Origin of the sequence: Thalassospira sp. UBA1131 (assembly GCF_002311515.1) — a bacterium.
In the GTDB taxonomy this organism is placed as follows: domain Bacteria; phylum Pseudomonadota; class Alphaproteobacteria; order Rhodospirillales; family Thalassospiraceae; genus Thalassospira.
This window is the reverse complement of the sequence record NZ_DCAO01000065.1, coordinates 95430-120758: the sequence shown is the minus strand read 5'-3', so window position 1 is coordinate 120758 and position 25329 is coordinate 95430. Positions and strand designations below refer to the sequence as shown.

Sequence of the window (25329 nt, the reverse complement as noted above, 5' to 3'; positions counted from 1 at the left end):
CCAACAAGCTCGCCATCACCAAATGTCTGACCGGCACCGTTCAGGCGTGGTCGGCTATCGGCGATGTCCAGATTTGTCGTCATGCCAATGGCAGGCGACGGTTTGGCGAGCTTTGTTTGCGTTTTCGGTCCGGCACCATCGTTTTCCGGTGTTTCGGAAGTCTCGGTGTTTTCGGGGACTGTTGTTGGTGGATTTTTTGGCTTTGCGCTCGGACTGACGGCACTTGAAGCCGCCATTTTGGCAAGGTCCTGTGGCCTTGCCGGGCCAAAATAGTTTTCTTCCAGCACGAAGCGGCGCGGTTTTTTCAGGACCGTCTCAATGATCTTGGTCAGGCGTTCTGGATCAATCGGCTGGCGAAAAACGCCTTCGATCCCTGCGTCGACCGCATCGCGCATGCCGCGGCGATCAAGCTTTGGCGCGCCAAGCAGGATCGGGACGATACCGCCATGGGGATTTCCACTCGTGGCGGCGTCACGAATGGCGCGAATTGTCGAAATACCGCGGATGCCATCAAGATAAAGACCAATCAGAACCAGATCCGGTTTAAGCTCTGCAATCAGTTCGAGCGTGCGTTCGCGGTCGTCACACTCAACGAATTTGCCAAAGCCAAAATGCTCAACGGCTGTCCGCGCGGCACTGATGTTCCGTTCGCTGTAATCCGCATACAGGATTGTCTTTTTCTTGTTGGCATGGCTCGCCATGATGGGCGGTGTTCCCTTTGCTCACGCGTTTTTTGGATCGGGTCCCGTTGGCAGATTTCTGTCAGGGGCTGTCTGACGGAATGCTGAAAGTACGCCGTGCTTCAGAGTGTGGATTTCTGGTGGCATCCCCGGTTCCCGGATTTGCCCCCTCATCAAAGTCTTCTCCACCGTTTGACGGGGCTCTGAATTCGCCGCCTTCTGATGCGCCGTTGGCGTCGAAATTTGTCTCGACCATTTCAATGGTGATTTCGACCCGACGATTGGTTGCCCGCCCCTCGGGGGTATCGTTGGTCGCCAGTGGTCGACTGTCGCCATATCCCTGAATGACCATGCGGCTCGGGTCTGTGCCGTTCTGATCGATCAGAAAGTGCAGAACCGATGTCGCACGTGCCGCCGACAGGTCCCAGTTCGATATATAGGGAGACGACGCCGAAACAGGAACGTTATCGGTATGACCGGCGACAAAAATTTCGCCAGCCGTCTGGTTGATTACCGGGGCAACGCGGTTCAGGATGGCAGCAAATTCATCTGTCATGCCCGATGAGCCGGACGGAAAGGCCAGTTCGTTGGGAAAGCGCATGACAACCTCGCCGTCAATACGCTCCAGCCCGACCTGATCCTGAAGGCCCATGTTATCGAGAACCTTGCCAAGCGTTTCTTCAAGCGCCTCGGCCTTTTCTTCCTTGCTGTCGGTTTCGTTGCTTTCAACCTCGGGGGTCTCGGCCCGCGGGATTTCCGACACCACACGCGGGGTATCGGGTGTTGGTGCCTTAAGGGATTTGCCAACGATCGAGCCATCAAGCTCGATCACGCCTGCAAGCTGATCTTGTTGGGAAAAACCAAAGGCCGCCTTGACCGAACCGGCAATCTGTTTGTAGCGGATGACGTCCATCTCGGCGAAAGTCAGCAACAGCACAAACAGGACAAGCAGCAACGACATCAGATCGGCGAATGTCGCCATCCAAGCCGGTGCGCCTGCTGCTGGTTTCTTTGCCATCGCCTATGCCCAGTCTGCTGCCTGAATGCGCGCTGCCATCATGATCATGCACCACCGTCTTCAGGATCGGCCGGAATGCCACCCGGAAGATAGGGACCGAGGATTTCCTTCATCACCATCGGGCTCTGGCTGGCCTGGATCTGCACCACCGATTCAATGATCAGCTGTTTGGTGTTTTTCAAACGATCAACCTTAAGCGCCAGTTTGTCGGCAACCGGAAGCGCGATCAGGTTTGCCAGAACAGCACCATAGAACGTGGTCAGCATGGCAATTGCCATGGCCGGTCCGATGGCATCCGGGTCTGAGAGGTTGGCCAGCATCTGCACCAGACCAACCAGTGTCCCGATCATGCCGAATGCCGGTGCGGTGTCACCGATACCGCGGAACATCAGTTCGCCAAGCTCGTCATTCTGGATGGATTTTTCCACCTCGCTTGAGATCGAGCTGCGGATTACCTCGCCGCTGTGACCATCCACACACATGCGGATACCGCGCGCCATGATTTCATTTTCGACTTCAACACTTTCAAGTCCCAGAAGGCCGTTCTTGCGCACGATGCCGGCAAGCTCAATCGCCTTTTCATAGATCGAAAGCGGGTCTTCCTTGGGGTTTTTGAACGCAATGCCGATGCCGATCTTGAGCGACTTTACGACATCACGCATCGGGAATTTGATCAGGGTGGCGGCTGCTGTTCCGCCAAACACCACCATGACGGATGGAAGGTCGACAAAGGAATCAAGGCTGCCACCCATCAAGATGGCGCCAAAAATAACGCCCATCCCGGCGATAATTCCAATAAGTGTCGCTATATCCATGTCGGTTTTAAAATCCGGCCTTAAAACAAGTTCGTCAAACGCATCGGTACCAAGCGGGGCAGGCGACACGTGGCGGGTCGTACACTAATCAGTGGTCTGACAGACACACAGATGAAAATCGTCTGCTTGAAAGGCTGCCAGATGGAAATGAAACGCGGACTACACTCCTGAAATTGGGACTGTGTTACTGGTTTTCCATATGCTTGCAGCAACTTCTTGCCGACAATGACCAAATGCCGCCGATAATCATCGCCGTTTAGTGATGAAGTTACTGCCTTGGTTTAGAAAGGCATATACTTATGGCGTTAAATGTTTGTTGCCAGACTTTTGAAAAGCACTCAACCCCGCCCTAAGAATAAGAAAATTCTATTCCTGTGGCGGGGCTCTTTGGTTTTACACCAAGCAAACAGTCCCAAACAGGACCGGAATTCTGACATTTTCTGATGTTTGCAAGGGCTTACCGGTCAAACTTGTCGAAAAATCTGGCTTAAACTAGCCCAGTTCGAACGACGAAATACCGAAAGTCATACCAAGATCAAGCTTCGGTACCGGCCCCTTATGCATGCGTGCCGTCTCGAACTCTGGCACCATGCCATGCGCCGTCGCCAGATCAATTGCTGCCTGATTGGGTTCGGGGACATCCAGATAGACCTTGCCACCCTGATCATCCCGGCTTTGCAAAAGGGCGCCAAACAGGGTTTTGGCATCCTTGGCATCGGGGGCAAATAGCGGTCCGATCTTGTGGCCTTCAAGGCACGGGCGGATCACGCCATATGCGCGAAGCCCCATCGGGCCCTTAAGGGCAAGGGCCGTGTGTTTGTCGTTGCCAATCCAGCCACGCAGGAACTCAATCCGGCTTTCCGCGAACAGGTTACAGGTCTGCTCGAACGCATCGACAATGGCAATGTCATCGACCGCAAGTGTGAACAGATCATCTGGTGTTTCACCACTGGCCGTGACCACACCGCCATACCGAATGTTGCGATGGGCAAATTCAAAACCTGATTTGCGGTAATTGTCCTGCTGATCAACAACGCCATCAAGACCGATGGTTTTAGGAACGCTGCCTTCAAGCACCGCCTGCCACAGGCGATAGCCAAGACCCGATCCGCGACGATCCGGGCGGCAGATGTAAAATCCGACAAAGCCAAAGTCCGAGCTGTACTGGACTGCTGAAATCACCGCCGCCAGTCCCTGTTTGTCAAACGCGCCCCAGAACCCGTCCGGGTCGGTGTTGAAAAATACCTCTGCATCGGCAAGGCCGGGGTTCCAGCCCTCTTTGGCAGCCCAATCAACGGCAAGGGGAAACTCGAATGATTTCAGACGGCGGATTTTGTCAGGCATCGCTTTGTTCAGACTTCCAATAAACAGATCAAGGTCGCGCTTGCCGCCACTGACAGGGCAAACGCATGTGCCAAACATCTATCACGCACCGCCAAAATCAATGATAATTTTTATTGAGAATGCCTATCATTGTTATTATTACAGACAAACACATCTTGTCCGCCCCTTTATCCGAGAGCCCCATGTCCACATCGCTTCTGACGGCCAAAACGCGCATCGCACTTCCAGACAGTGCGACCCTGATCAAACAGGCCGCCGCGTTCTATCGTGAACATGATTGCGATGTCACAGGGGATGGGGATCAAACGCGGATATCGGTTTCCATCGGCCATATTCAGCTCAGCAGCACGGAAACCGCTCTTGAGGTCGAAGTCGGTGCGAAGACCGAGGTCGATGTTATCCAAATGAAGTCGGCGATTATTTCGATCCTGCAGGGGGCTGCACCCGGTGCTGATCTTGACTGCCGCTGGACGGGGGCTGGCAAAAGCAACGGCAAACTGCCCAATTTCTGCGAGCTGAAAGTGGGCGAGATCTCCGACCTTTCACCGCATATGCGACGCTTGCGCCTTCATGCCGACGATCTTGATGCCTATGACACGGGCAGCATCCATGTCCGGCTTCTGATCCCGCCGCGTGGTCAGAAAAACCCGCAATGGCCGACCCTTGCCGATAACGGCATGCCCGTCTGGCCAAGTGGTGAAAACACCATCGAACAGCGCGTCTATACCATCCGGGCAATCAATGCCAAGGCCGGCTGGATCGACGTCGACTTTGTCATGCATGGCGATAATGGTCCCGGCTCGGCCTTTGCCATGCATGCAAGTCCCGGGGATGTCGTGGCGATGACCGGCCCCTTGGGAACGGCATTGCCCGAGGCCGACTGGGTTCTGTTGGCCGGCGATGAAACCGCCTTGCCGGCGATTGGCCGTTATCTGGCCGAAATGCCAGGCCATGTAACCGGCCACGCGATTATTGAAGTCGCAAACAGATCAGACGTTATCGCGGTGCCCACCAACAGTCAGATACAAGTTCAATGGCTGTTTCGCGACGATCAACACCCTGTCGAGCGCAGCCTGATTCAGGATGCTGTTCGATCCGTGGAAATTCCCGATGCGCATGATCGCGTCTATTGCTGGGCCGGGGTGGAGCAGGCCGATTACAAACCGATCCACACTTATTGGCGCAAGGAATGTGGCCTTGATCGTGATCGCTGTGTTGCGATGACATTCTGGCGCAAGACCGGGCGCTAAATCCCGGCGTCACCGCGAATATCTGTTGAAGGCAGCTGCGTGTTCGGAAACTGTCAGGCTTCAGCCTGCTGGCCAACGCGTTTGCGTTGCGGGCCAAACAGGCAGGTCAGAATAAGGATGACGCCTGAAACCGTGGCGATCATGCCCGCGGCACTGACCGCATAAGGCGATCCGAACCAACCCGGACCATATCCCGCCAAGACATAGCCTAGAATGGCCGAGATGGTGGCAAACACGACCGACCAGCCGACTTGGCGGGCCAACTGATTGGTCATCAGGCGCGCACTCGCTGGCGGGCAGACAAACATTGCAATCACGATAATCGACCCGACCGCATCAAAGGCTGCAACGGCGGCAACGGCCGTTGCCACCACCAGCGCAAAGCCAAGGACACGGGTGCGAATACCAATCGCCCCGGCAAAGGCGGCATCAAAGGTCGAGATTTTCAATTCTTTCCAGAACAGGAAAATAAACAGCCCAATGCCGACCAGAACAACCGCCAGACGTGGCAATTGCGGTGGCAGGGTGGCAAGGGCAGCCGGATCCAAAAGCGATCCCCAGCCTTCAGCATCAAACCAGATCAGGCTTTCCAGATTGCCCAGCAACGCGTGCTGCACATCGATATGCACCGAACTGGTGTCGGTGATTTCAAGGAACAAAACACCAGCGGCAAACAGGGTTGTGAAAACCAGCCCCATCGCCGCGCCCGGTTCAACCCGCCCGAGGCGTTTGACGATTTCGATCATCGCCACGGCAATGATTGCGGCCGCCCCTGCGCCCAGCATCATCGGAACGGCGGTGATGGTACCGGTCACCAGAAAGGCCGCAACAATACCGGGCAGGACAACGTGACTGATCGCATCACCAATCAGGGCCTGACGGCGCAGCAACAGGAAATTACCCGGAAGCGCACAGGCAATGGCGGCCAGCGTGCCAATCACAATCGGTGTAAGGCTCAGCTGGACAAACTCCGCGCCAAGGGCAGTGATCAGATCATCGATCATGCCTTTGCTCCCTGGGTGGTTTGTGCGCTCTGGATCATGCGATCAATCTCGGCGATCTGGTCGGGGGTCATCATCCGTTCAATCGGGGTCAGCCCATCATAGCGTTCAATGGCGGAATCATCGGGCAGCATCCGGCGCGCCATTGCCCAGCGGGCTTCGTCATGGGCGGCTTTCTCTGCTGCAATTCGACCGCGCGCGGTGGCAACCCCGTCTGCGCGGATCATTCCGGCACGGCGCAGGATACGAATGGTCAGCCCGTCATAAATCGGTTCACGGCGCGCAAGCGACAGCAAGCCTTGCCGGCGATGCACCCGGCGCTGAAAACGCTGATGCCGCAACGCCGATGCCAGCCCGCCACGTAACGGTGAAAACAGGGCAGAGATCATAAAGAACCCAAAGGCCACCAGAACAATGATCGGACCAGTCGGAAGTGCTGCGTGAGCGGCCGATAATACCGCCCCGACATAGCCCGAAAGACCGCCAATGACGGCGGCAATCCCGATCATCCTGCCGACCTGATTGGTCCAGAACCGCGCTGCTACCGGCGGAATGATCAAAAGCGCGACAATCAGGATCAGCCCGACGATCTTAAGCCCGATCACCGTGACAATCAGGGCAAGCCCCATCATGGCCAGGTCGATATTGCGGACATTAACGCCAGTGGTTGCGGCATATTCCGGATCAAACGCCACCAGCGTCATCGGACGGCGAAGCAGGAAAACAAAGCCTGCCGCCATGGCCCCGGCAACGGCGATGGTGGTGGCTTCTGAAATCAGCATGCCTGCGGTGGAACCCAGCAGGAAGTTTTCAAGCCCGGCCTGACGGCCCGATGACATGGTCTGGATTACGGTCAACAGAACGATGCCAAAGCCGAAAAATACCGACAGCACGGCACCGATGGCGGCATCTTCGGTCAGGCGTGTTTTGCGTGTGATCCATTCGACCATCAAAAGCCCGATGGCCGATGAAATCGCCGATCCCAGAATAAGCCCAGGTAACCAGCGCCCGTCACTGCCAAACGCCACCATGATAATGAATGCAAGCCCGACACCGGGCAGGGTGGCATGACTGATCGCATCGGAAACAAGGGCCCGTTTGCGCAGGAAGATAAACGCACCGGCACTGCCGGCCGAAAGGCCGAGCAACCCGGCACCGATTGCAACAAGCGCGCTGTTGTAACCGGCCTGCAGGAAAAGGGCGCTTATGAAATAATCACCAAATCCCATGTGCGTTATGCCAGATGCAATTCATCGATATGGGTGGCGGCAAGCCGCCCGCCATAGGTTTCCTGAAGGTTCTCGGCGGTAAAGGTCGTCTCGACCGGGCCTTCGGCAATGCGCCGGACATTGATCAGAAGAACCCGGTCAAAATACTCGGCCACGGTCGAAAGATCATGATGCACGCAAACCACTGTGCGGCCTTCGGATTTAAGTTCCTTCAGCACCGAAACAATCGCGCGTTCGGTCGCGGCATCGACGCCGGCAAACGGCTCGTCGAGCAAATAGAACTCGGCATTCTGTGCTAGGGCACGTGCCAGAAAAACACGTTGCTGCTGGCCGCCGGAAAGCTGTCCGATCTGGCGGTCGGCGAAATCGGCCATGCCAACCCGTTTGAGGCAGTCCATTGCCTGTTCCCGATGGCGCGCGCGCCACAGGCGAAACAGCCCGACCGATCCATAAAGCCCCATCAGGACAACATCAATCACACGCGCCGGGAAGTCCCAATCTACACTGGCGCGTTGCGGCACATAGGCTACCCGGTCACGGGCATCTTCAAACAGCTTGCCAAAAATGCGCACTTCGCCCGAAAGGCGCGGCACCACGCCAAGTGCACCTTTGAGGAAGGTAGATTTGCCGGCACCGTTCGGGCCAATGATCGCTGTCATGGAGCCCGCCGGGATCGATGCATCAACGGAAAAAACAGCCGGCTTATTGCCATAGGACACCGTCAGCCCGCGCACGGTCAGCGGTGCGTCCTTGGATGCGACGTCCAGTATCTTGCCTGATTCTGCAACCAGTTTGGCGCTGCTCATGGTGTTTGCCCTGCTTCGTTTTGCTTCATGCCATCTGGATTAATATGTGACGGGGTTATGATCCGGCCGCAAGCTTGCTCTGAAAGCCGCCTTCGGGGGCATCGCCGCCAAGGGCACGGGTGATCAATGTCGCATTGTGATCGATCATGCCGATATAGGTGCCTTCATAGGTGCCCGGTTCACCCATCGCATCGGAATACAGCGTACCACCAATCGTAACGTCCTGGCCACGGGCAGAAGCTCCCTCGATCAGGGCACGCACATTGCGTTCCGGGACGGAGCTTTCGACAAAGACGGCTGAGATCTTGCGCTCAACAATGGTGTCGACCAGTTCCTCTACTCGCCGCAGGCCCGCCTCAGACTCTGTTGAGATGCCCTGAATGCCCAGCACATCGAAATCATAGCCACGCCCGAAATAGCTAAACGCGTCATGGGCAGTCAACAGCACGCGGCTTTGCTGCGGCACGGTGGCTGTGACGGACGTCATATAGTCGACCAGTTTTTCGATCTCGGCCACATGGGCATCGGCATTGGCGTTGTAGGTTGCCTCGCCATCGGGATCGGTCGCAATCAGGGCATCGCGCACGGCATAAACCACGGTTTCCCAAAGTTTCGGATCCATCCAGACATGCGGATCAAACCGGCCTTCATAGTCGGCATGGCTCAGAAGCTTCTCGCGCGCCACAGCTTCGCCAACGGCAACCACGTTGCGGCGTTTGCCAAGATCGAGGAAGAACTCTTCAAGCTGCGCCTCAAGATAAAGGCCATGCCACAAAACCAGATCGGCACGCGCCAGCGCGGCAATATCGCTTCGCGTCTGGCGATAGGAATGCGGATCCACACCCGGGCCCATGAGTGCTGTGACCTCCGCCCGATCACCAGCGACCTGACGCGCGGCATCGGCAATCATCGATGTGGTCGCAACCACATTCAGCGGCTTCGCGTGGGCAACACCCGCGCCAACAAACAGCGCAATGGCAAGTGCGGCAAGGTAACGAGCAAAAGGTTGGGCAGTGGGGAAAAGTGGCATCAGGGCATCCGAAAGCTAATTGGAATTACTCTGGTAAATGTCCCCTATTTATGTGCGGACTTTTAAAGTTAGTCAAGGCTAAATTGCTATTTGCCAACTTACTTGTTATGAAGGTTTCAGGAGTCTGGATTGGAGAGTTCAATGGGCGACGACACCCAGCTTAACCCGCGTCACAACAAGGCCGAAGTTTTTGCGCGCCTCCGCGATGCACACGCCCGCGAAGTGACCGAAGACTACGTCGAAATGATCGGCGACCTGATCGCCGAAGAGGGGGAGGCGCGCTCTGTCGCCCTGGCAGAACGCTTTGGCGTAACGGCTGCCACGGTGAATAACACCATCAAGCGCCTGGAGCGCGACGGCTACGTCACCTCACGCCCTTACCGCTCGATCTTCCTGACAGAAAAAGGCGAAACGCTTGCCAAAAAATGTCGCGAACGCCACCAGATCGTCTATAACTTCCTCGTCTCGATTGGGGTCGATCCCGAGGTTGCAGAGTTCGATGCAGAGGGGATCGAGCATCATGTGAGCGAGGAGACGTTGAAGGTTTTTGAACAGGCAGTTCTAAAGAAGGCTTAGTGATTGAGTACTAATTGGCCCTCTGATGAAAAATGTCTTCTAAGAGCTTTTCTCTATCCGGTATCGTGTTTTCATTTTTGCGCGAGACAATGCAAAATTGATCTCCCTAGAAGGGAGTAAAAGGAGTGTTTGTTCTACGCGGGGCTAGCTAATTTGTTCCTTTGTAGTCTGCCATTTTCAATGACTGGTAACCCATAGGATGGGTTTCTAACGTAGCTACTTTTTCTACTATAAATTGTACATCTAGACACCGGTTAAGGTAATATTCAAGTGACCGAATCGAACGATGCAGCCAGGCCGGCAAATTATTTTGTTAAAAAAAACCGATAAAGAGGCCGCACTAAACTATCCAGCTTCTGGCGACTGCTACGGGGTATTTGAATGCATTTGCTTGATCTTGTACAGGCGGTCGCATTAGTCAGTTTCTTGCAAAAGTATGAGCCGGATATTATTTAAGTAATCTATGATTCCGTCAAGAAATCAAAAAGTGGGTGGAAATTTTATTTATTTTCACTAAGTGTTATTTGCAGTCTGAAGGCCAGAATTCATCGATTGCTTTGCAGTGGAATATTATTAAAATATTTTCATTATGCCATTGCAGGGTGTGAGATCAGATGTAGGTGGTTGGAGCGCTGTCGCAGACCTGACCTAAGCTGATGCAAGTGACGGCTGAATTGCGGGTATAGCTCATGCGGCCAGCTCAACTTAAATCCACGTACCATATCGTTCGGTTGTTCCCGCACCCTTCTCTCATTCTATCCAGCAGTCTTTACGCGGTTGAAGAACTATACACCTACTTGAGTGCCGTCGACTATTTCGAAGCCTATGATGTATTTCGTATTAGCCCAATGAAACTCCTATGCGAGGCGAGGACTTCGTAATCTGGAAAATTACCCGTGCATTTGCAGGAGTGTCTGCGTCTCAGAAACCCTGAAGCCGAGAGCCAGATGGGGGTATGTGAGAAGTTGTTTCTAGATGCACTGGCTTATGTTCAGTTGGACGAACCGGGGACTATGTCATCCCTAGTGGATAGCCGCGCAGCGCTTGCGATTTCGTCAATGTCGCGGCCAAGTGGCTTGGCATGGTCAAGGCGTCAAATAACTAGGTGAACTGGAGGGTGAAAAATATTAATGCACTACAGAGACTAAAAGGGATAGGCGGAGAAAATAACTCCACTAGAGTGGATAAGGTAGGTGAGTTTAAGAGCTTTATGCGGTATTGTGCTCGGAGCATGAATTGAATAATTATTGTGCGGTTTTTCAAAATCGCGCGGTATCGAACCTGAAAGAAAAATGCCTCCAATCAAAAAAAATCATAGCTAAAGCCTTCCGAGAAAAGCGCAATTTCAGTCAGGGCAGCGTGAAATATTGCTTAAAAGCACTCGTTCATAAAGCGCATTGCGAAGTTAAACAACTTCGCTAAATTAGGGCGTGAAGTGGGCTGCAGCTGAGTACTCGTACCTTCAAAAAAGGCAAAAATCACTTTAGCGCTTCTTGAAGTGCAAGATCGACGAGTGTGAGTCGCTTGAGAAAGAAATAGAGTAGTTTAAACTTGGAGCTGACGAAGTTCACAGCTAGAGAGCATAGTTGGATTAAGAGTTAGGTGATGTCAAATTATCAATCAATGAGTTACGGTATTTCTGTTGTTAAATTAAGGTCAGTCGAACCTTATAATATTAATTACAATCCTGTTTTTTGATAAGGTATAGGACTCTAAATTCAAGGTTAGATATAGCCTAACGTCAATTTTAAGATTAAAAGGTAAAATGTGAAAATTCTTGTTACCGGTGGTGCCGGGTTTATCGGCTCGGCAGTTATCCGTCACATTATCCAGAACACTCAGGATAGCGTCGTTAATGTCGACAAGCTGACCTATGCGGGAAATCTGGAAAACCTGCGTGAAGTGGATAACTCTGATCGTTACGCCTTCGAGCAGGTGGATATCTGCAGCCGCGCCCAGTTGGAACGAGTATTTGCCGAACATCGGCCGGACGCCCTCATGCACTTGGCCGCAGAGAGCCACGTAGATCGTTCCATCTATGATCCAGCTGCTTTTATAGAAACTAATATCGTTGGCACTTACGCCTTGCTGGAAGTGGTTCGCAGCTTTTGGAGCGGGTTGGACGACGAACGCAAGCAGACGTTCCGCTTTCATCATATCAGCACAGACGAAGTCTACGGTGATCTGCCGCATCCGGCAGAAGTAGACGATGCTGCCAAGTACCTGTTCAGCGAATCCACTGCTTACGCCCCAAGTAGTCCGTACTCTGCCAGTAAAGCCAGCTCAGATCATCTGGTACGTGCTTGGATGCGAACTTATGGCTTCCCGGCACTGGTGACCAACTGCTCCAACAATTACGGGCCGTACCACTTCCCGGAGAAGCTGGTGCCGTTGACTATCCTCAACGCATTGGAAGGCAAGCCGCTGCCGGTCTACGGCAAAGGTGACCAGATCCGCGACTGGCTCTATGTGGAGGACCATGCTCGGGCGCTGTACAAGGTCGTTACCGAGGGAAAAGTAGGCGAAACATACAACATCGGAGGTCATATCGAAAAGCAGAACATCGAAGTGGTTCACACTATCTGCGATATTCTGCAGGAAATGGCTCCGGCTAGAACCCGCTACCGTGACCTGATCAACAACGTCCAAGATCGCCCCGGCCATGACCGCCGCTACGCTATCGATGCAAGCAAGATCCATCGCGAACTTGGTTGGCAGCCGGCAGAAACTTTCGACTCTGGTATTCGCAAAACTGTACAGTGGTATCTAGACAACTTGGAATGGTGCCACCGTGTAAAGGATGGCACCTACCAGCGTGAGCGCCTTGGGCAGCTCTGATTGCGACATCTTCAGTTACAAGGATAGAACATGAAAGGCATTATCCTCGCCGGTGGCTCAGGCACGCGTTTGTATCCTATCACCAAGGTTGTTTCCAAGCAGCTGTTGCCCATCTACGACAAACCAATGATCTATTACTCGCTTTCGGTGCTGATGCTGGCCGGGATACGTGACATCCTGATCATCTCCACCCCCGAAGACCTGCCAAGTTTTGAAAAGCTGCTGCGTGATGGCAGCAACTTCGGCATCCAGCTCAGCTACGCTGAACAGCCCAGGCCTGATGGGTTGGCGCAGGCGTTTATTATCGGTGAAGACTTCATCGGTGAAGACAACGTATGCTTGGTGTTGGGTGACAACATCTTCTACGGTCAGGGGTTTTCGCCCAAGTTGAAGCAGGCGGCTGTCCGCCTTTCTGGTGCCACCGTTTTTGGCTACCAAGTGAAAGACCCGGAACGCTTCGGTGTGGTTGCCTTCGATGAGAACAACAAAGCGATCTCAATTGAAGAGAAGCCCGAGCAGCCCAAGTCCAATTATGCCGTGACGGGTCTTTATTTCTACGACAACGACGTGGTCGAAATCGCGAAGCAAGTGAAACCCTCGCGCCGTGGCGAGTTGGAAATCACTAGCGTAAACCAGGTCTACCTTGAGCGTGGTGATCTGAACGTAGAACTACTAGGCCGTGGTTTCGCCTGGTTGGATACTGGTACTCACGAAAGCTTGTTGGAAGCGAGTAGTTTTGTGCAGACTATTGAGCATCGCCAAGGCTTGAAAGTCGCGTGTCTCGAAGAGATTGCCTTCAATAATGGTTGGTTAAGCAAGGAAAAGTTAAAAGAGGAGGGGCAAGCATTGAGTAAAAATGGCTACGGTGAGTACCTGCTTCGTTTGGTGGGTGAATACCGATGAGCGATATGGTGACGCTGATAGACTTCCCGCCATTGGGTGATGATCGCGGATCACTGGTTTCCCTTGAAGTGAACAAAACAGTCCCTTTTGACATCAAGCGTGTGTATTACATATTTGCCACCAAGGCGGGTGTTGCTCGTGGATTTCATGCGCATAAGGTACTAAAACAGGTAGCGGTGTGTGTGACTGGCAGTTGCCGCATGTTACTGGATAATGGCCGAGACAAAGAAGAAGTATTGCTTGATTCACCAACGAAAGGTGTGCTGATCGAAGATTTGGTTTGGAGGGAAATGCACGATTTTACTCCCGATTGTGTGTTGCTGGTGCTGGCCAGCGAGCGCTATGATGAAGCGGACTATATTCGTAATTATGACGACTTCCTCAGGTTGGTGGGTACATGAGCTTTATTCATCCGCTGGCAGATGTTGCCAGCTCATCCATTGGTGAAGGTACACGAGTTTGGCAGTTTGTTGTGATCTTGAAAGGTGCCTTAATTGGTAAGGAGTGTAACATCTGTGCCCAGACCCTGATCGAAGGTGATGTTGTTATTGGCGACCGAGTGACATTGAAATCGGGTGTGCAGTTGTGGGACGGCACGCGCATTGAGGATGATGTATTCATTGGTCCCAATGTAACCTTTACCAATGATCCTTATCCTCGCTCCAAAGAATACCTTGAACAGTTTTCAGGCATCACCATTAAACGCAACGCCAGTTTGGGCGCCAACGCAACCCTGCTGCCCGGCATCACCGTTGGTGAGCACGCTATGGTAGGCGCAGGTTCTGTAGTCACCAAGGACGTACCCGCACACGCCGTTGTTGCTGGTAATCCTGCAAAAATTTTACGCTACGAAAAAAAAGTCTGTATTCGGACATGCAGGAATAATTAGTATATTTGGATTTAATATAACTTCATTATTCGAAATTTAGGTTGGATGTGATGTAGATTATTTCGGATCTATTATATTCAGAATGCTTATTTTTGTTGAGGTGATTGGATATTAGACGAAATAAAATTTTCTGTATGGCTTATAAGTTGCCTGCATGGTTTATGTTTTCGGATTTTAAAAGTTGGGTTTTTAACGGTTGCACTTTGATGTAATGAAAGGCAACAAGGGTATCGTCCAATTCATACTTGAATGCGTGTTGTTAAAGCCAACAGAGACGATATAACCAAGTATTTTAAAATAACAGAAGAAGCTGTTGAATTTGTGGAAGAAAAATTGGCAGATGAATTTTGATGACAATTCCGTTTCTTGATCTCAAAGCCATCAACGCTCAATACCGCCAAGAGCTGATTGACGCGGCTACTCGGGTAATTGACTCTGGCTGGTACATTCAAGGTGCAGAGCTAAAAGCGTTTGAAACAGAGTTCGCTGCATATTGCGGTACCAAACATTGCATCGGTGTGGCAAATGGTCTTGATGCATTAACACTGACACTGCGTGCTTGGAGAGAGCTTGGGAAACTCAAAGAAGGCGATGAAGTAATTGTCCCTGCCAACACCTATATTGCCAGTATCCTTGCTGTCACTGAAAACAGGCTCAAACCAGTTCTGGTTGAGCCAGATGAGCGTACTTACAACCTTTGCCCAATTAAAACAGCCGCTGCTATTACCCGCAACACAAAGGCTGTCCTTGTAGTTCACTTGTACGGTCAGTTGGCCCCGATGACTGAGCTCATGGCGCTGGCAGATGGGCATGGTTTATTGGTGCTGGAAGATTCTGCGCAAGCACATGGCGCGCAGATCAATGGTAAAAAGGCCGGCAGCTGGGGGCATGCTTCCGGTTTCAGTTTCTATCCAGGTAAAAACCTAGGTGCATTAGGTGATGCGGGGGCAGTTACTACCGATGATGATGAGCTGGCAGCCACCATTCGCGCCTTGGGTAACTACGGTAGCCATACGAAGTACGAAAATCTTTATCAAGGCGTGAATAGTCGCTTAGATGAGATACAAGCAGCAATGCTGCGTGTGAAGCTCAAATGCTTAGATGCTGAAATACAGAGGCGTAAAAAAATCGCATTAGCGTATGCTTTGGGTATTACAGATCCGGTATTTATTCAGCCAATAAGGGATCGCCGTACACTTGGGGCGCTGGATGATCACGTATTCCATTTATATGTGATTCGTACCAAGCTGCGTGAAATGGTTCAGTCCCGATTGGATAAGGCCGGTATTCAGACTCTGATTCACTACCCGATACCTCCGCATTTGCAAAAGGCCTATGTGTCCATGAAGTATAGCCTTGGTAGTTTTCCAATGGTTGAAGAATTTTCTTCAACCCTTCTTAGTCTGCCGATAGGATCTCATCTCACTCCGGATCAGATTGATAATATCATCGAAATCGTTATGGATAGTGTATCATAGACATTCTAATTAGAACCACAACTTGATCATGTTAAGTGGCGCGAGAATGTTAATATTTTACTACTTTTAAAGGAAATTTGTAATGTCTGAGCCAATAACAATCGCACCGCGGATCGGTAGCATAGAACAGGCCAAGCGACTGCTGCTTGAGCAACTCGAATTTCAAGTTGAGAGAAACAGAGGCAGCTATCTGCAGAAAACGATGCGTGCTCCTGTTCGGTTGCTAAGTTCAAAGGCGATAGAAAAATACTGCCAGATGGTAGGTTCTAACAAGGTTATGCAAGCTCGCATGTTCTGGGGAGAACATATGAATGTCGTTTTTCCCGAAATCGTCTCCTGTTTCTTGTATCGCTATGGTTTCTTTGAGCCCGATTTGACGAAGATCTTCATTCACTCCATAAACTCAGGAGATGTGGTTTTTGATGTTGGGACTCATTTCGGTTACTACTCCCTTTTAGCTTCGCATCTGGTCGGCCAAAGCGGCCAGGTGCATAGTTTTGAGCCTACTCGCCATACCCACGAAATAGTTAGATCTAATGTAGCGGATAGAGGCAACGTGACATTGACTAACTCTGCCGTATGGTCAGAAAGTACGGAGCTGACGTTCAAAGACTATGGTATGACCATGTCAGCCTTTAACTCATTGTACGAGGCTAAGCTCTCGGATTCTGTATCTCAGAAGCTTCGACCGAAGGAATACACTGTATCGGCTATCAGTATAGACGAGTACGTTGCTACACAGAACTTAATGCCCAAATTTGTAAAGATTGACGCCGAAAATGCAGAGTACGATATCCTGCTCGGAATGAAGCGTACGCTTAGCGATATACGCCCCCTGGTGACACTTGAAGTAGGGGATGTTAAAGTTGGTAACTATAAGGACAGTGCAGCTTCAGTTCGCATGTTAATACAGCATGGCTACCGGGCCAAAGAGTGGAAAGATGGACGGCTTTGCGATCATTCGCCTACTAACTCCTATTCTCACACAAATTTACTTTTTGTGCCGGAATAAAATTGAGCTGTGCAAAAGAGTTCGCAATGTTCTAGAGGCGGGTAAGAAGATGAAGTATTTTGTGTCCTACCCAAAACATTTTTCCGGTCCATACTAATCACGTGCTGCCAGTTGACGGATTGGCGTGTGCATAATTTAACAGTGTTCTTATCTTAAATAGGTTTTATTGTTTTGCATATCAGAAAAAACAAACCCCAATTGTCAATGTCTTTGAGTGCGAGACATTCTTTAATTTTGTTGTGGGCGCCAGTTTTTTTTGCCTTGTTGTATCTCTCATTCTCTCTATTGATGTTTAAATATGGACCAATAGACTGGCCAATTAAGAATGAAGAAGTTTTTTGGGTTCTTAATTTTTCCTATTTGGTAATGTTTTTTTTGGGATTTTGTCTTGCGATTTGGAATAGGCCGTGGTGGGTTGATAGAGAAAGAGTACTGCACCCTCGCGATTTTTCTGTGTTCTTTTGGCCGGCTTGTGTTTGTGTATTCTTGGTTGTTTTAATCGGTCATCGTAACTTGACTATGTCTTCTAGTTATGTGCCGACTACAATTTTTTCTGACTTTTTAACCGGATTAATTTCACCGGAGAAGGGTTATGTATATAAATTGAGTGAAGAAGCTAAAGAAAATTTTTCAGGAAATCCTCCCGTTACATTCTTGTACGGTGCTCTATCGTTTTCTAAATTAATTTTAATATACATACTGGTAGCCGGTTGGCCTAAACTGAGTCGTAGAAAAAAAACCATAGGTTCCTTTATCTCTATTTTCCCCATTATTACAGGAGTGTGTGTCGGTACAAATAAACCAATTTTTGACGTGGCCTTGGGTTTTTCATCCATTATTTTGATTTGCGCGTTGATACAGCCGGGATTTGAGCGACTACATTTTCTTAAAGAGCGATTTGTAATAATTCTTATGACGTTATCTATTATTATTTTTGCGGGCTTTTATTATCAACATACTATGTCGGTAAGAGCTGGGGGTTTAGAGTACGCGGCTAGCCTATCTTCAAATTCCAATTCCAAGGTAAGCGAGATTCGTGTTAAGCCCGGATTTCAAGAGTACTGCGAGTCTTCTGGTGATTGGACTCTAAAGATTTGTAGTCTGCTGTCTACCGGTACAATCTACATGACTCAAGGTTACTATGGCATGTCCCTGTCGACTGATGTTCCCTTGGAAACTACATACGGGATGGGGCATTCTAAATTTCTTCTTGAGGCTTTGCGCAAATATCTGGATATTGACCTCAATCCAAGGACTTTCCAGCACAAAATCGATGACCAGTGGAGCGCCACTGGGCAGTGGCACTCTGCTTATAGCCAATGGGCCAACGATGTAGGATTTGCTGGAGTCGTTCTTGTAATGCTAGCTCTAGGTTTTTATTTTGGCGGTGTCTGGGTGTCAGCGCTGATAGGTAGAAATGATATTGCAATATGTAGTATCCCATTAATTATGACACTTATTTTATTTATTCCTGCCAATAATCAAATATTCAATATACTCGGCTCATTTGCTTCATTTGTCGTTCTGTTCACTGCATGGACAGGTTGTCTTGTTATCAATAAATTTGGTCGGTGTGCAAATCGTAGAGGATATACGTGTTGATGCCGAAAATATCATCTACATTGATGCATAGGCTTTGGTTGCATCTCTCATCGACGCGTAAAACTCAAATCATATTCGTGCTTCTTTTGTCCATTGCTACGTCCGTGCTGGAAATTGCTAGCATCAGTTCCCTATTGCCCTTGTTAAGTGCTCTCATTGATCCACGCCAATTGATCAAATTGCCAGTAATAGGTGATTTTTTGGAGCGTTTTTCTAATTCTGAGTTGTTGTTTTTCACAAGTTTTATATTTTGCTTGTTGGCTGTGTTATCCGGTGTAGCACGTTTTTCCTTAACAGTTATTCAATCCAGACTCAGCTACTCCATAGGATCAGACATCGCTTTGGGAATTTATTTGCGAGTGATCCGGCGCCCACTGATCGAGCAGCTGAAGTCCAATAGCAGTGATGTGATTTCGGCAATCTCCGTCAAGACTGAGATAGTAGTTCGACAATTCCTTTTTCCTGTTCTTACTATAGTCAGCGCGAGTGTGCTGTCATTGGCTATTGTGGTCTTGCTGTTCTTAGCTAGCCCAGCTGTTACACTGGTTTCTTTGCTTTCGTTCGGTGTGTTGTATTTGGGTGTTTATCTTTTTACTCGGGGAGCGTTGCGTCGTTCAGGTGAAACGATCGATGTTGAGACCGGCGGCATCATCAAGAAGGTTCAGCAAGGATTGGGGGCCGTCAGAGATATTATTCTTGATAGTAATCATGAGCTGTATGAGCGTGAATTTGTCGTCTCGGATAGATCATTGAGGCGAGCTAGAGCTAATATCCAGATCATTAGTGACGTGCCTCGCTATGTAATTGAGGCCGGAGGTTTGGTGTTCTTCGGTATATTGGCCTACGTTCTTTCGTCACAAGGAATCTTGACAGAGTCGCTACCCGGATTGGGGGTGTTAGCCTTAGGTATCCAACGCCTCCTGCCTACGCTGCAACTCGCTTACGCGGCTTGGGCTTGCATCCAAGGTGCGCAGCGTGCGGTCGTGTCGACACTAGAGTTTATGGACCTCGAGTTGCCGCGCGAAGATCGCGCCACTAAACCAATGCTTTTTAATCGATCCATTGAAGTCAAAGCTCTGTATTTTTCGTATGGTGAGGACCATAACTCGATCCTAAAAGGTATCGATCTTCATATTAGTAGAGGCGCTCGCATTGGTGTTGTCGGTAAAACTGGCAGTGGTAAGTCGACTTTGCTCGATATTCTGATGGGGCTATTAGTGCCGACCGATGGCGCTATTTGTGTCGACGGTGTCGAAGTCGATTTCCACGAACCAAGCGGATGGCACAGATTAGTAGCTCATGTTCCGCAGACCATATTCATAGCAGATGCATCAATAGGAGAAAATATCGCTCTTGGGATAGAACCAAATATGATTGACGAAGAGCGTGTGCGATGGTGTCTTGAAAAATCTCAACTTAGTGAGTTTGTTGATCAACTACCTAAAGGTTTGGATACTGTTGTTGGTGAGCATGGTGCATGGCTATCTGGAGGTCAGCGTCAGCGCATCGGAATAGCTCGGGCGTTATATAAATCAGCTAGATTTATAGTGCTTGATGAAGCAACTAGTGCGTTAGACGAAAGTACTGAAGCTGAGGTTATGCAGAGTATCGAAAGTTTAGGTGACGACATTACTATAGTAATGGTGGCGCATAAGCTTAATTCTTTGCGATACTGTGATAAAATTGTTGAGCTCCGTGATGGAGAGATTTATCGTGTTGGTAGTTTTCAAGAATTTGCCAAATATTCTAACCTGGAAAGTGGTAGAGTATGATTGGTTGCAAGCCAGATACTAGCGCTGAAAAGTGTGTGGTTGTAATAAATAGCTGCGACGCTTATGCAGATGTATGGCCGCTTTTTTTTGCGGCATTTAAGGATCATTGGTCAGGGTGCCCATTTCCGATTGTTGTGAACACGGAATCACTTGATTTTTCAGTGTCTGGACTTGATGTAAGTGCACATGTTTCAGCGGCCGATCAGCAGTCATCGTATTGGGGAGAGCGTCTGCTGGCAACTTTGAAAGATCAATCGTCAGAGTATGTTCTGATGCTTTTCGATGATTTTGTCCTTGAACGGGATGTGGATGAGGATGCTATCAATCAATGTATTGGTTGGATGGATGCCAATCCTGCGATATCTGTGTTTTATTTTTCCCATATTCCCGGAGCTTCCCGTCCTGGCGGAGATTATATAGGCTTCGAGGAAGTGCCTCGCCTAACAAGCTACCGTCTTAATTCAGCGCCCGCTATATGGCGCCGGAAACACCTGATTGAACTTACCAGAAAAAGTGATAGCCCATGGGTTTGGGAATTGTTCGGTACTAGTCGGACATTTTTTCACCATGGGCGATATTTTTGTTCGCAACCTGGTCGTGAAACCATATACCCCTACAACTATACTAAGGGGGGGGCTATATATCGTGGGCGATGGGTGGAAGAGGTTGCTGGACCTCTCATGAGGCGATATGACCTCGATATTGATTTGCATGAACGGGGCGTAAATGGCGAACAGGGCTCTCCTAGAACTTTGTTTGAAAAGTTGTGCATTCTTGCTCATGGGTTCCGAGCTTCGGGCTTTTGGGCTCCGGTTATAGTGTTTTTACTGTTTCTTGATAAACTACGCCTGCGAACAGGATCCGCCTAATGGACTTCACTTTTGTGGTGATCACATACAACCATGAAGCCTATGTTTTGGAACACCTTGAGAGTATCGCTTACCAAATTCGTGAGTACGGCCAAGGACAGTCGTTTCAATTGATTGTTGCGGATGATGGGTCTACAGATCAGACGCTTGCATTCGTGAGACATTGGATCGAAAGGCACTCTAGCCTTTTCGTCGATGTGCAAATCCACACCCAGACTGCTAATCATGGAACTTGCCATAATTACACGAAGGTGTGGCCATACGTACAGGGCAATCTATGCAAATTTACTGCTGGCGATGATGTGTATTCTTGTGAGAATCTGCTTGCGGAGTGGCAGCGCTTGCAGGGTTATGACATGTCGTCAGGTTATCCGTTGCATTTAATTGAAGGGCGTCTTACATGGCCCGCTTTCTTTAATTTGAATATGGTAGCTAGCAATCGCATATTCGGGCGTGCCAACTACATGAAGCGCTTGCTCTCTGTTAGCTTTAATCACACGCCAAGTATAATATTTTCTACACGCGTTTTACGCGACGATGTGGTTAGAGACTTCGTGCTAAAGTTTGCTGTTACTGAAGATTATCCAATGCACGTGAAGATGGCCGAGCGTTTCTTCCCTCTGTCGTTCGCTCAGTCACCACTTGTGCATGTTTACTATCGTCGGACTTCTGGCTCTACATATCTGGTTCGTAATGCCGCGTTTGTTAAAGATAAGCTTGAGATCTTCAGCTATCTAAAGTGCTACGTTGCAAGTGGATTTGAGAAAATTCTCTTGATCAATCGTATATATTGCTTCCAGCAGAACACTTGGCGGAAGAGACTGCTAAATCTTAACTACATCTTCTATGGTGCTCGTTTTGCTACAAACTTTTTGGGTGTAATCCGCGATTACATGCGCATAAAGCCAGAATTAGATAAGCACAGGATTCATTACAATAATATTCGTAGACGTGCCAAAGAGGAAAGAGACATTTTTATGCAAAGTTAGGATTTTTTATATATCTGTAAGTCTTTAGGATTAGGCAGGCTATATTTTATTAGGTTAATTGACTTGCATGGTGGTTTCTGGTTGTGGGGTGATTAATACTGTTGACTAGTAGGAGGGAGGTAACGGATTACCAAACTCCGCCTGTGGGCGGTTAGCTGTGTCGAAGGTGGTGTTGATCTCGCAAATAGATCTTTCTGGGAGTGAATTTGTTGTGCCGTGTATATTGGGGCATCGATCGTGTTCCCTAGGTCGCTATGCGTCCTTCGACTGCACTACGAATTCAATGCATGCAGCATTCGTATAATCTTAGTCATCCAATTGTGGAAGATGCGGTATAGGAATTCTTTAATCGGGCTTTGCTCGCGTCTCACTGGATAAGCCAATCCCTTACCACGACACAATGATAAATTTCCGGCATCTCTCGGAGAGAATGGAGCTGGCCCGAGAGATATTGGAGGAGGCAACTGATTGGTGGCTCCCAGATGTTCACCTTTTTTGGGAAAGGTATGCTGGTGGGCGTCACAATCGTTCTCATATAGGTCAAGGAAAAATCAAGCGAGCGTGCCCTAGCATGCGTTAAGCAACGAAAGGCAACCAGATGAACTTTCGCACAAAAGCTCATGTACGTGTTGGTGTATTACGCATAGGTGTTACAGCGGCTTTTGCCAATGACCGCGATCTCAATTAAGCCTCCAAACACTTGCATGGAGTGGGCAGGTTATCTCAGCAGATACGGGGTTGCTGAGAAACGAGAAGATTTGGAGGATTACTGCCCACGGGCACTTTCAGGAAGAAGCCGGGTACCGACGCGTTATCCAAGAATAAAGAACCCATGAAAGCTGAATATTTGAGAGCTGCGCGAGAATAAAAGTTGAGCACCCTTTACGGAACGGAGTTTTAAATGCAAGTTTGGCTTGGTTGGAGCATGTTATCGTGGATAACTTACGAACTAATCTAATTTGTCAATTTCATCAAGAAAAACGGGCATTGGGGGACTAGTCATTGACTCTCCTAGATATAGCAAACTTATGTATAGGGTAATTTAATATGTCATTCGCTGGGAAACGCCTTCTTATAACGGGCGGTACGGGTTCTTTTGGTAATGCCGTCCTCGATCGATTTCTGAACACAGATATTGCTGAAATCCGCATTTTCAGTCGTGATGAGAAGAAGCAGGACGACATGCGGAAGCGGTACAACAATCCCAAGCTCAAGTTTTATGTTGGTGATGTGCGTGACTACAGCAGCATGCTTAATGCGACCCGTGGTGTCGATTACATCTTCCATGCAGCTGCACTCAAGCAGGTGCCTTCCTGTGAATTTCATCCTATGGAGGCAGTGAAAACAAACGTGCTTGGCACCGAGAACATGTTGGAAGTGGCCATCCAAAACGAAGTGAAGCGCGTTGTCTGTCTAAGTACTGATAAGGCAGTGTACCCGATCAATGCTATGGGTATATCCAAAGCGATGATGGAGAAGGTAATGGTGGCCAAGTCGCGTAATGTAGACCCTTATAAAACCGTGATCTGTGGCACGCGCTATGGCAACGTTATGGCCTCTCGCGGTTCCGTGATTCCATTGTTTGTTGATCAGGTCCGCGCCGGTAAGGCGCTGACCATTACTGATCCGAATATGACCCGCTTCATGATGACGCTGGCCGACGCGGTAGATCTTGTGCTGTTCGCCTTCGAGCGTGGAAGTAACGGCGATATGTTTGTACAGAAAGCACCGGCCGCAAGAGTTGATACACTTGCCACGGCGCTGACAGAACTGATGGGCAAGCCGGACCATCCTATCAATGTGATTGGTACTCGACATGGTGAAAAGCTGTTTGAGGCGCTTCTCAGTCGTGAAGAAATGGCCTGCGCCGAAGATCTTGGCGGTTATTACCGCGTACCGCCGGACCTACGCGATCTAAACTACGGAAAGTTTGTCGAGGAGGGCGAAGAGAAGATCTCTCATACTGAAGATTACAACTCACACAACACTGAGCAGTTGGATGTGGCTGGGGTGCAGGAGCTGCTGCGTAAGCTGGACTTTATTCGTGCCCTGGAACGGGGTGAGTACATCAGCCCGGAGGATTGAGCCATGCGTGTATTGGTTACCGGAGCCAACGGGTTTATTGGCAAAAACCTGCTGCTGCATTGTCAAGAAAAAGACGGCATTGATGTGGTGCCCTTCACCCGTGAGCATCGCGTTAATGACCTACCTATGCTGTTGGAAGGTGTTGATTGGGTGATTCATCTGGCGGGCATCAACCGCCCGCAAAAAACAGAGGAGTTTGTCACCGGCAACATTGGCCTTACTAGGCAGCTATGCGCAGCGATCAAGGCTAGCTATAGACAGGTGCCGGTGGTATATACCTCGTCCATACAGGCCGAGAGCGATAACGACTACGGCAGTAGCAAACGTTCCGCTGAAGACGCTTTACTTGCCTTGCGACAGGACACCGGCAATCCGGTGTTTATCTACCGTTTACCCAATGTGTTTGGTAAATGGGCGCGGCCGAACTATAACTCGGCCGTGGCGACGTTTTGTCATAATATTAGCCGTGATCTGCCTGTCCATATCCATGATCCTCTCTCGAACATCCGCCTAGTCTATGTGGATGATGTTGTTAATAGCTTCATGGCGCTGTTGGCCGGCGATGAGACAGACACTAGTCGATCTGATAATGCCTATGTTGATGTTACCCCGGAATACCAGATCAGCGTTGGCGAACTGATCGATCAGATTCGTCGCTTTAAAGCCTCACGGGATAGCCTGATTACTGAGCCTGTAGGCAAGGGGTTTGTTCGCGCCCTGTACTCGACTTATGTTAGCTACCTGCCGCCCGAGCGCTTTACCTACCCGGTACAGCAGCATCAAGATGCACGTGGTGTTTTTGTGGAGATGCTGAAAACTCGTGATGCTGGACAATTCTCGTTCTTTACCGCACATCCCGGTATTACCCGTGGTGGTCATTATCATCATTCCAAAACCGAGAAGTTTCTGGTGATCAAGGGCAATGCCTGTTTTCGGTTCCGCCATATGTTGACCGGTGAGTGTTACGAGCTGCATACGTCCGGCGAGCAGTCAGAAATTGTCGAAACCGTGCCTGGCTGGACTCATGATGTAACCAACGTAGGTGAAGACGAATTGATTTGTATGCTCTGGGCCAATGAGGTTTTCGACAGAGACAAGCCGGATACCTTTGCATGCCGACTGGAGTGAACTGACCGATGCACT

Annotated in this window: 22 protein-coding genes; 14 read left to right on the top strand and 8 right to left on the bottom strand. The window is 49.7% G+C overall.

What is annotated here, in order from left to right; translation table 11 throughout:
- From B3Z49_RS10430 to B3Z49_RS10415, 4 genes are all read right to left on the bottom strand, one after another.
- Positions 1–701 (bottom strand): response regulator (locus tag B3Z49_RS10430; RefSeq protein ID WP_296990611.1); only part of this gene is annotated, 701 nt, incomplete at its 3' end.
- 61 nt (positions 702–762) lie between these two features.
- Positions 763–1698 (bottom strand): OmpA family protein, encoded by a 936-nt coding sequence (locus tag B3Z49_RS10425; RefSeq protein ID WP_287446296.1) that lies wholly within the window; start codon positions 1696–1698, stop codon positions 763–765.
- Positions 1699–1742: 44 nt separating this feature from the next.
- Complete coding sequence (locus B3Z49_RS10420; protein WP_287446297.1) at positions 1743–2582, bottom strand: motility protein A; 840 nt, start codon at positions 2580–2582, stop codon at positions 1743–1745.
- A 423-nt stretch (positions 2583–3005) separates the two neighbouring features.
- Positions 3006–3857 carry a GNAT family N-acetyltransferase gene (locus B3Z49_RS10415; protein ID WP_296990608.1) on the bottom strand — a complete coding sequence of 284 codons (852 nt, stop codon included), beginning with the start codon at positions 3855–3857 and terminating at the stop codon, positions 3006–3008.
- Between the two features lie 182 nt (positions 3858–4039).
- Between B3Z49_RS10415 and B3Z49_RS10410 the strand changes: the two genes are divergently transcribed.
- A complete protein-coding gene (locus tag B3Z49_RS10410) occupies positions 4040–5107 on the top strand; it encodes a siderophore-interacting protein (protein WP_296990606.1) in 1068 nt (355 codons plus the stop codon).
- Between the two features lie 53 nt (positions 5108–5160).
- Here the strand turns inward: B3Z49_RS10410 and B3Z49_RS10405 are convergent, their stop codons facing one another.
- From B3Z49_RS10405 to B3Z49_RS10390, 4 genes are read right to left on the bottom strand one after another with little or no spacing between them, the layout of a single operon-like run.
- Positions 5161–6111: a metal ABC transporter permease gene (locus B3Z49_RS10405; protein WP_296990604.1), complete on the bottom strand. Its 951-nt coding sequence runs from the start codon at positions 6109–6111 to the stop codon at positions 5161–5163.
- Positions 6108–7337, bottom strand: a complete 1230-nt coding sequence (locus B3Z49_RS10400; RefSeq protein WP_296990602.1) for a metal ABC transporter permease — start codon at positions 7335–7337, stop codon at positions 6108–6110. Before B3Z49_RS10400 ends, B3Z49_RS10405 begins: the two co-directional genes overlap by 4 nt.
- A gap of 5 nt (positions 7338–7342) precedes the next feature.
- Positions 7343–8143 carry a metal ABC transporter ATP-binding protein gene (locus B3Z49_RS10395; protein ID WP_120224292.1) on the bottom strand — a complete coding sequence of 267 codons (801 nt, stop codon included), beginning with the start codon at positions 8141–8143 and terminating at the stop codon, positions 7343–7345.
- 55 nt (positions 8144–8198) lie between these two features.
- Entirely contained in the window at positions 8199–9173 is a 975-nt protein-coding gene (locus B3Z49_RS10390) for a metal ABC transporter solute-binding protein, Zn/Mn family (RefSeq protein ID WP_296990600.1), read from the bottom strand.
- A gap of 141 nt (positions 9174–9314) precedes the next feature.
- Here B3Z49_RS10390 and mntR point away from each other — a divergent pair, with 141 nt between their 5' ends.
- The 13 genes from mntR to wbjC all read left to right on the top strand — a co-directional run bounded on the left by mntR (position 9315) and on the right by wbjC (position 25314).
- On the top strand, positions 9315–9749 hold the full coding sequence (gene mntR, locus B3Z49_RS10385) for a manganese-binding transcriptional regulator MntR (RefSeq protein ID WP_296990598.1): 435 nt from the start codon (positions 9315–9317) through the stop codon (positions 9747–9749).
- A 1767-nt stretch (positions 9750–11516) separates the two neighbouring features.
- Complete coding sequence (gene rfbB, locus B3Z49_RS10380; RefSeq protein WP_296990596.1) at positions 11517–12587, top strand: dTDP-glucose 4,6-dehydratase; 1071 nt, start codon at positions 11517–11519, stop codon at positions 12585–12587.
- Positions 12588–12617: 30 nt separating this feature from the next.
- On the top strand, positions 12618–13490 hold the full coding sequence (rfbA, locus tag B3Z49_RS10375; RefSeq protein ID WP_296990595.1) for a glucose-1-phosphate thymidylyltransferase RfbA: 873 nt from the start codon (positions 12618–12620) through the stop codon (positions 13488–13490).
- Positions 13487–13891 carry a sugar 3,4-ketoisomerase gene (locus B3Z49_RS10370; protein WP_296990593.1) on the top strand — a complete coding sequence of 135 codons (405 nt, stop codon included), beginning with the start codon at positions 13487–13489 and terminating at the stop codon, positions 13889–13891. Before rfbA ends, B3Z49_RS10370 begins: the two co-directional genes overlap by 4 nt.
- The gene (locus B3Z49_RS10365; protein ID WP_296990591.1) at positions 13888–14379 is read left to right on the top strand and encodes an acyltransferase; all 492 of its coding nucleotides are present in this window, start codon (positions 13888–13890) and stop codon (positions 14377–14379) included. Before B3Z49_RS10370 ends, B3Z49_RS10365 begins: the two co-directional genes overlap by 4 nt.
- A 350-nt stretch (positions 14380–14729) precedes the next feature.
- Entirely contained in the window at positions 14730–15857 is a 1128-nt protein-coding gene (locus tag B3Z49_RS10360; RefSeq protein ID WP_296990590.1) for a DegT/DnrJ/EryC1/StrS family aminotransferase, read from the top strand.
- Positions 15858–15939: 82 nt separating this feature from the next.
- Positions 15940–16869 carry an FkbM family methyltransferase gene (locus B3Z49_RS10355; protein ID WP_296990588.1) on the top strand — a complete coding sequence of 310 codons (930 nt, stop codon included), beginning with the start codon at positions 15940–15942 and terminating at the stop codon, positions 16867–16869.
- A gap of 171 nt (positions 16870–17040) precedes the next feature.
- On the top strand, positions 17041–18471 hold the full coding sequence (locus B3Z49_RS10350) for a hypothetical protein (RefSeq protein WP_296990586.1): 1431 nt from the start codon (positions 17041–17043) through the stop codon (positions 18469–18471).
- Positions 18471–20243, top strand: a complete 1773-nt coding sequence (locus tag B3Z49_RS10345) for an ABC transporter ATP-binding protein (RefSeq protein WP_296990584.1) — start codon at positions 18471–18473, stop codon at positions 20241–20243. The genes B3Z49_RS10350 and B3Z49_RS10345 overlap by 1 nt, the downstream gene beginning before the upstream one ends.
- Complete coding sequence (locus tag B3Z49_RS10340) at positions 20240–21112, top strand: hypothetical protein (RefSeq protein WP_296990582.1); 873 nt, start codon at positions 20240–20242, stop codon at positions 21110–21112. Before B3Z49_RS10345 ends, B3Z49_RS10340 begins: the two co-directional genes overlap by 4 nt.
- Positions 21112–22101 carry a glycosyltransferase family 2 protein gene (locus B3Z49_RS10335; protein WP_296990580.1) on the top strand — a complete coding sequence of 330 codons (990 nt, stop codon included), beginning with the start codon at positions 21112–21114 and terminating at the stop codon, positions 22099–22101. The genes B3Z49_RS10340 and B3Z49_RS10335 overlap by 1 nt, the downstream gene beginning before the upstream one ends.
- A gap of 1047 nt (positions 22102–23148) precedes the next feature.
- The gene (locus B3Z49_RS10330; RefSeq protein ID WP_296990578.1) at positions 23149–24186 is read left to right on the top strand and encodes a polysaccharide biosynthesis protein; all 1038 of its coding nucleotides are present in this window, start codon (positions 23149–23151) and stop codon (positions 24184–24186) included.
- 3 nt (positions 24187–24189) lie between these two features.
- Positions 24190–25314 carry a UDP-2-acetamido-2,6-beta-L-arabino-hexul-4-ose reductase gene (gene wbjC / locus B3Z49_RS10325; protein ID WP_296990576.1) on the top strand — a complete coding sequence of 375 codons (1125 nt, stop codon included), beginning with the start codon at positions 24190–24192 and terminating at the stop codon, positions 25312–25314.
- The last annotated feature ends 15 nt before the right edge of the window (positions 25315–25329 follow it).

Coding starts and splice junctions, on each gene's coding strand:
- B3Z49_RS10340 (WP_296990582.1), top strand. CDS start 20,240: ATGATTGGTTGCAAGCCAGATACTAGCGCTGAAAAGTGTGTGGTTGTA.
- B3Z49_RS10410 (WP_296990606.1), top strand. CDS start 4,040: ATGTCCACATCGCTTCTGACGGCCAAAACGCGCATCGCACTTCCAGAC.
- B3Z49_RS10395 (WP_120224292.1), bottom strand. CDS start 8,143: ATGAGCAGCGCCAAACTGGTTGCAGAATCAGGCAAGATACTGGACGTC.
- B3Z49_RS10365 (WP_296990591.1), top strand. CDS start 13,888: ATGAGCTTTATTCATCCGCTGGCAGATGTTGCCAGCTCATCCATTGGT.
- B3Z49_RS10415 (WP_296990608.1), bottom strand. CDS start 3,857: ATGCCTGACAAAATCCGCCGTCTGAAATCATTCGAGTTTCCCCTTGCC.
- B3Z49_RS10390 (WP_296990600.1), bottom strand. CDS start 9,173: ATGCCACTTTTCCCCACTGCCCAACCTTTTGCTCGTTACCTTGCCGCA.
- B3Z49_RS10400 (WP_296990602.1), bottom strand. CDS start 7,337: ATGGGATTTGGTGATTATTTCATAAGCGCCCTTTTCCTGCAGGCCGGT.
- B3Z49_RS10360 (WP_296990590.1), top strand. CDS start 14,730: ATGACAATTCCGTTTCTTGATCTCAAAGCCATCAACGCTCAATACCGC.
- B3Z49_RS10425 (WP_287446296.1), bottom strand. CDS start 1,698: ATGGCAAAGAAACCAGCAGCAGGCGCACCGGCTTGGATGGCGACATTC.
- B3Z49_RS10405 (WP_296990604.1), bottom strand. CDS start 6,111: ATGATCGATGATCTGATCACTGCCCTTGGCGCGGAGTTTGTCCAGCTG.
- wbjC (WP_296990576.1), top strand. CDS start 24,190: ATGCGTGTATTGGTTACCGGAGCCAACGGGTTTATTGGCAAAAACCTG.
- B3Z49_RS10370 (WP_296990593.1), top strand. CDS start 13,487: ATGAGCGATATGGTGACGCTGATAGACTTCCCGCCATTGGGTGATGAT.
- B3Z49_RS10330 (WP_296990578.1), top strand. CDS start 23,149: ATGTCATTCGCTGGGAAACGCCTTCTTATAACGGGCGGTACGGGTTCT.
- B3Z49_RS10345 (WP_296990584.1), top strand. CDS start 18,471: ATGCCGAAAATATCATCTACATTGATGCATAGGCTTTGGTTGCATCTC.
- B3Z49_RS10335 (WP_296990580.1), top strand. CDS start 21,112: ATGGACTTCACTTTTGTGGTGATCACATACAACCATGAAGCCTATGTT.
- B3Z49_RS10355 (WP_296990588.1), top strand. CDS start 15,940: ATGTCTGAGCCAATAACAATCGCACCGCGGATCGGTAGCATAGAACAG.
- mntR (WP_296990598.1), top strand. CDS start 9,315: ATGGGCGACGACACCCAGCTTAACCCGCGTCACAACAAGGCCGAAGTT.
- rfbA (WP_296990595.1), top strand. CDS start 12,618: ATGAAAGGCATTATCCTCGCCGGTGGCTCAGGCACGCGTTTGTATCCT.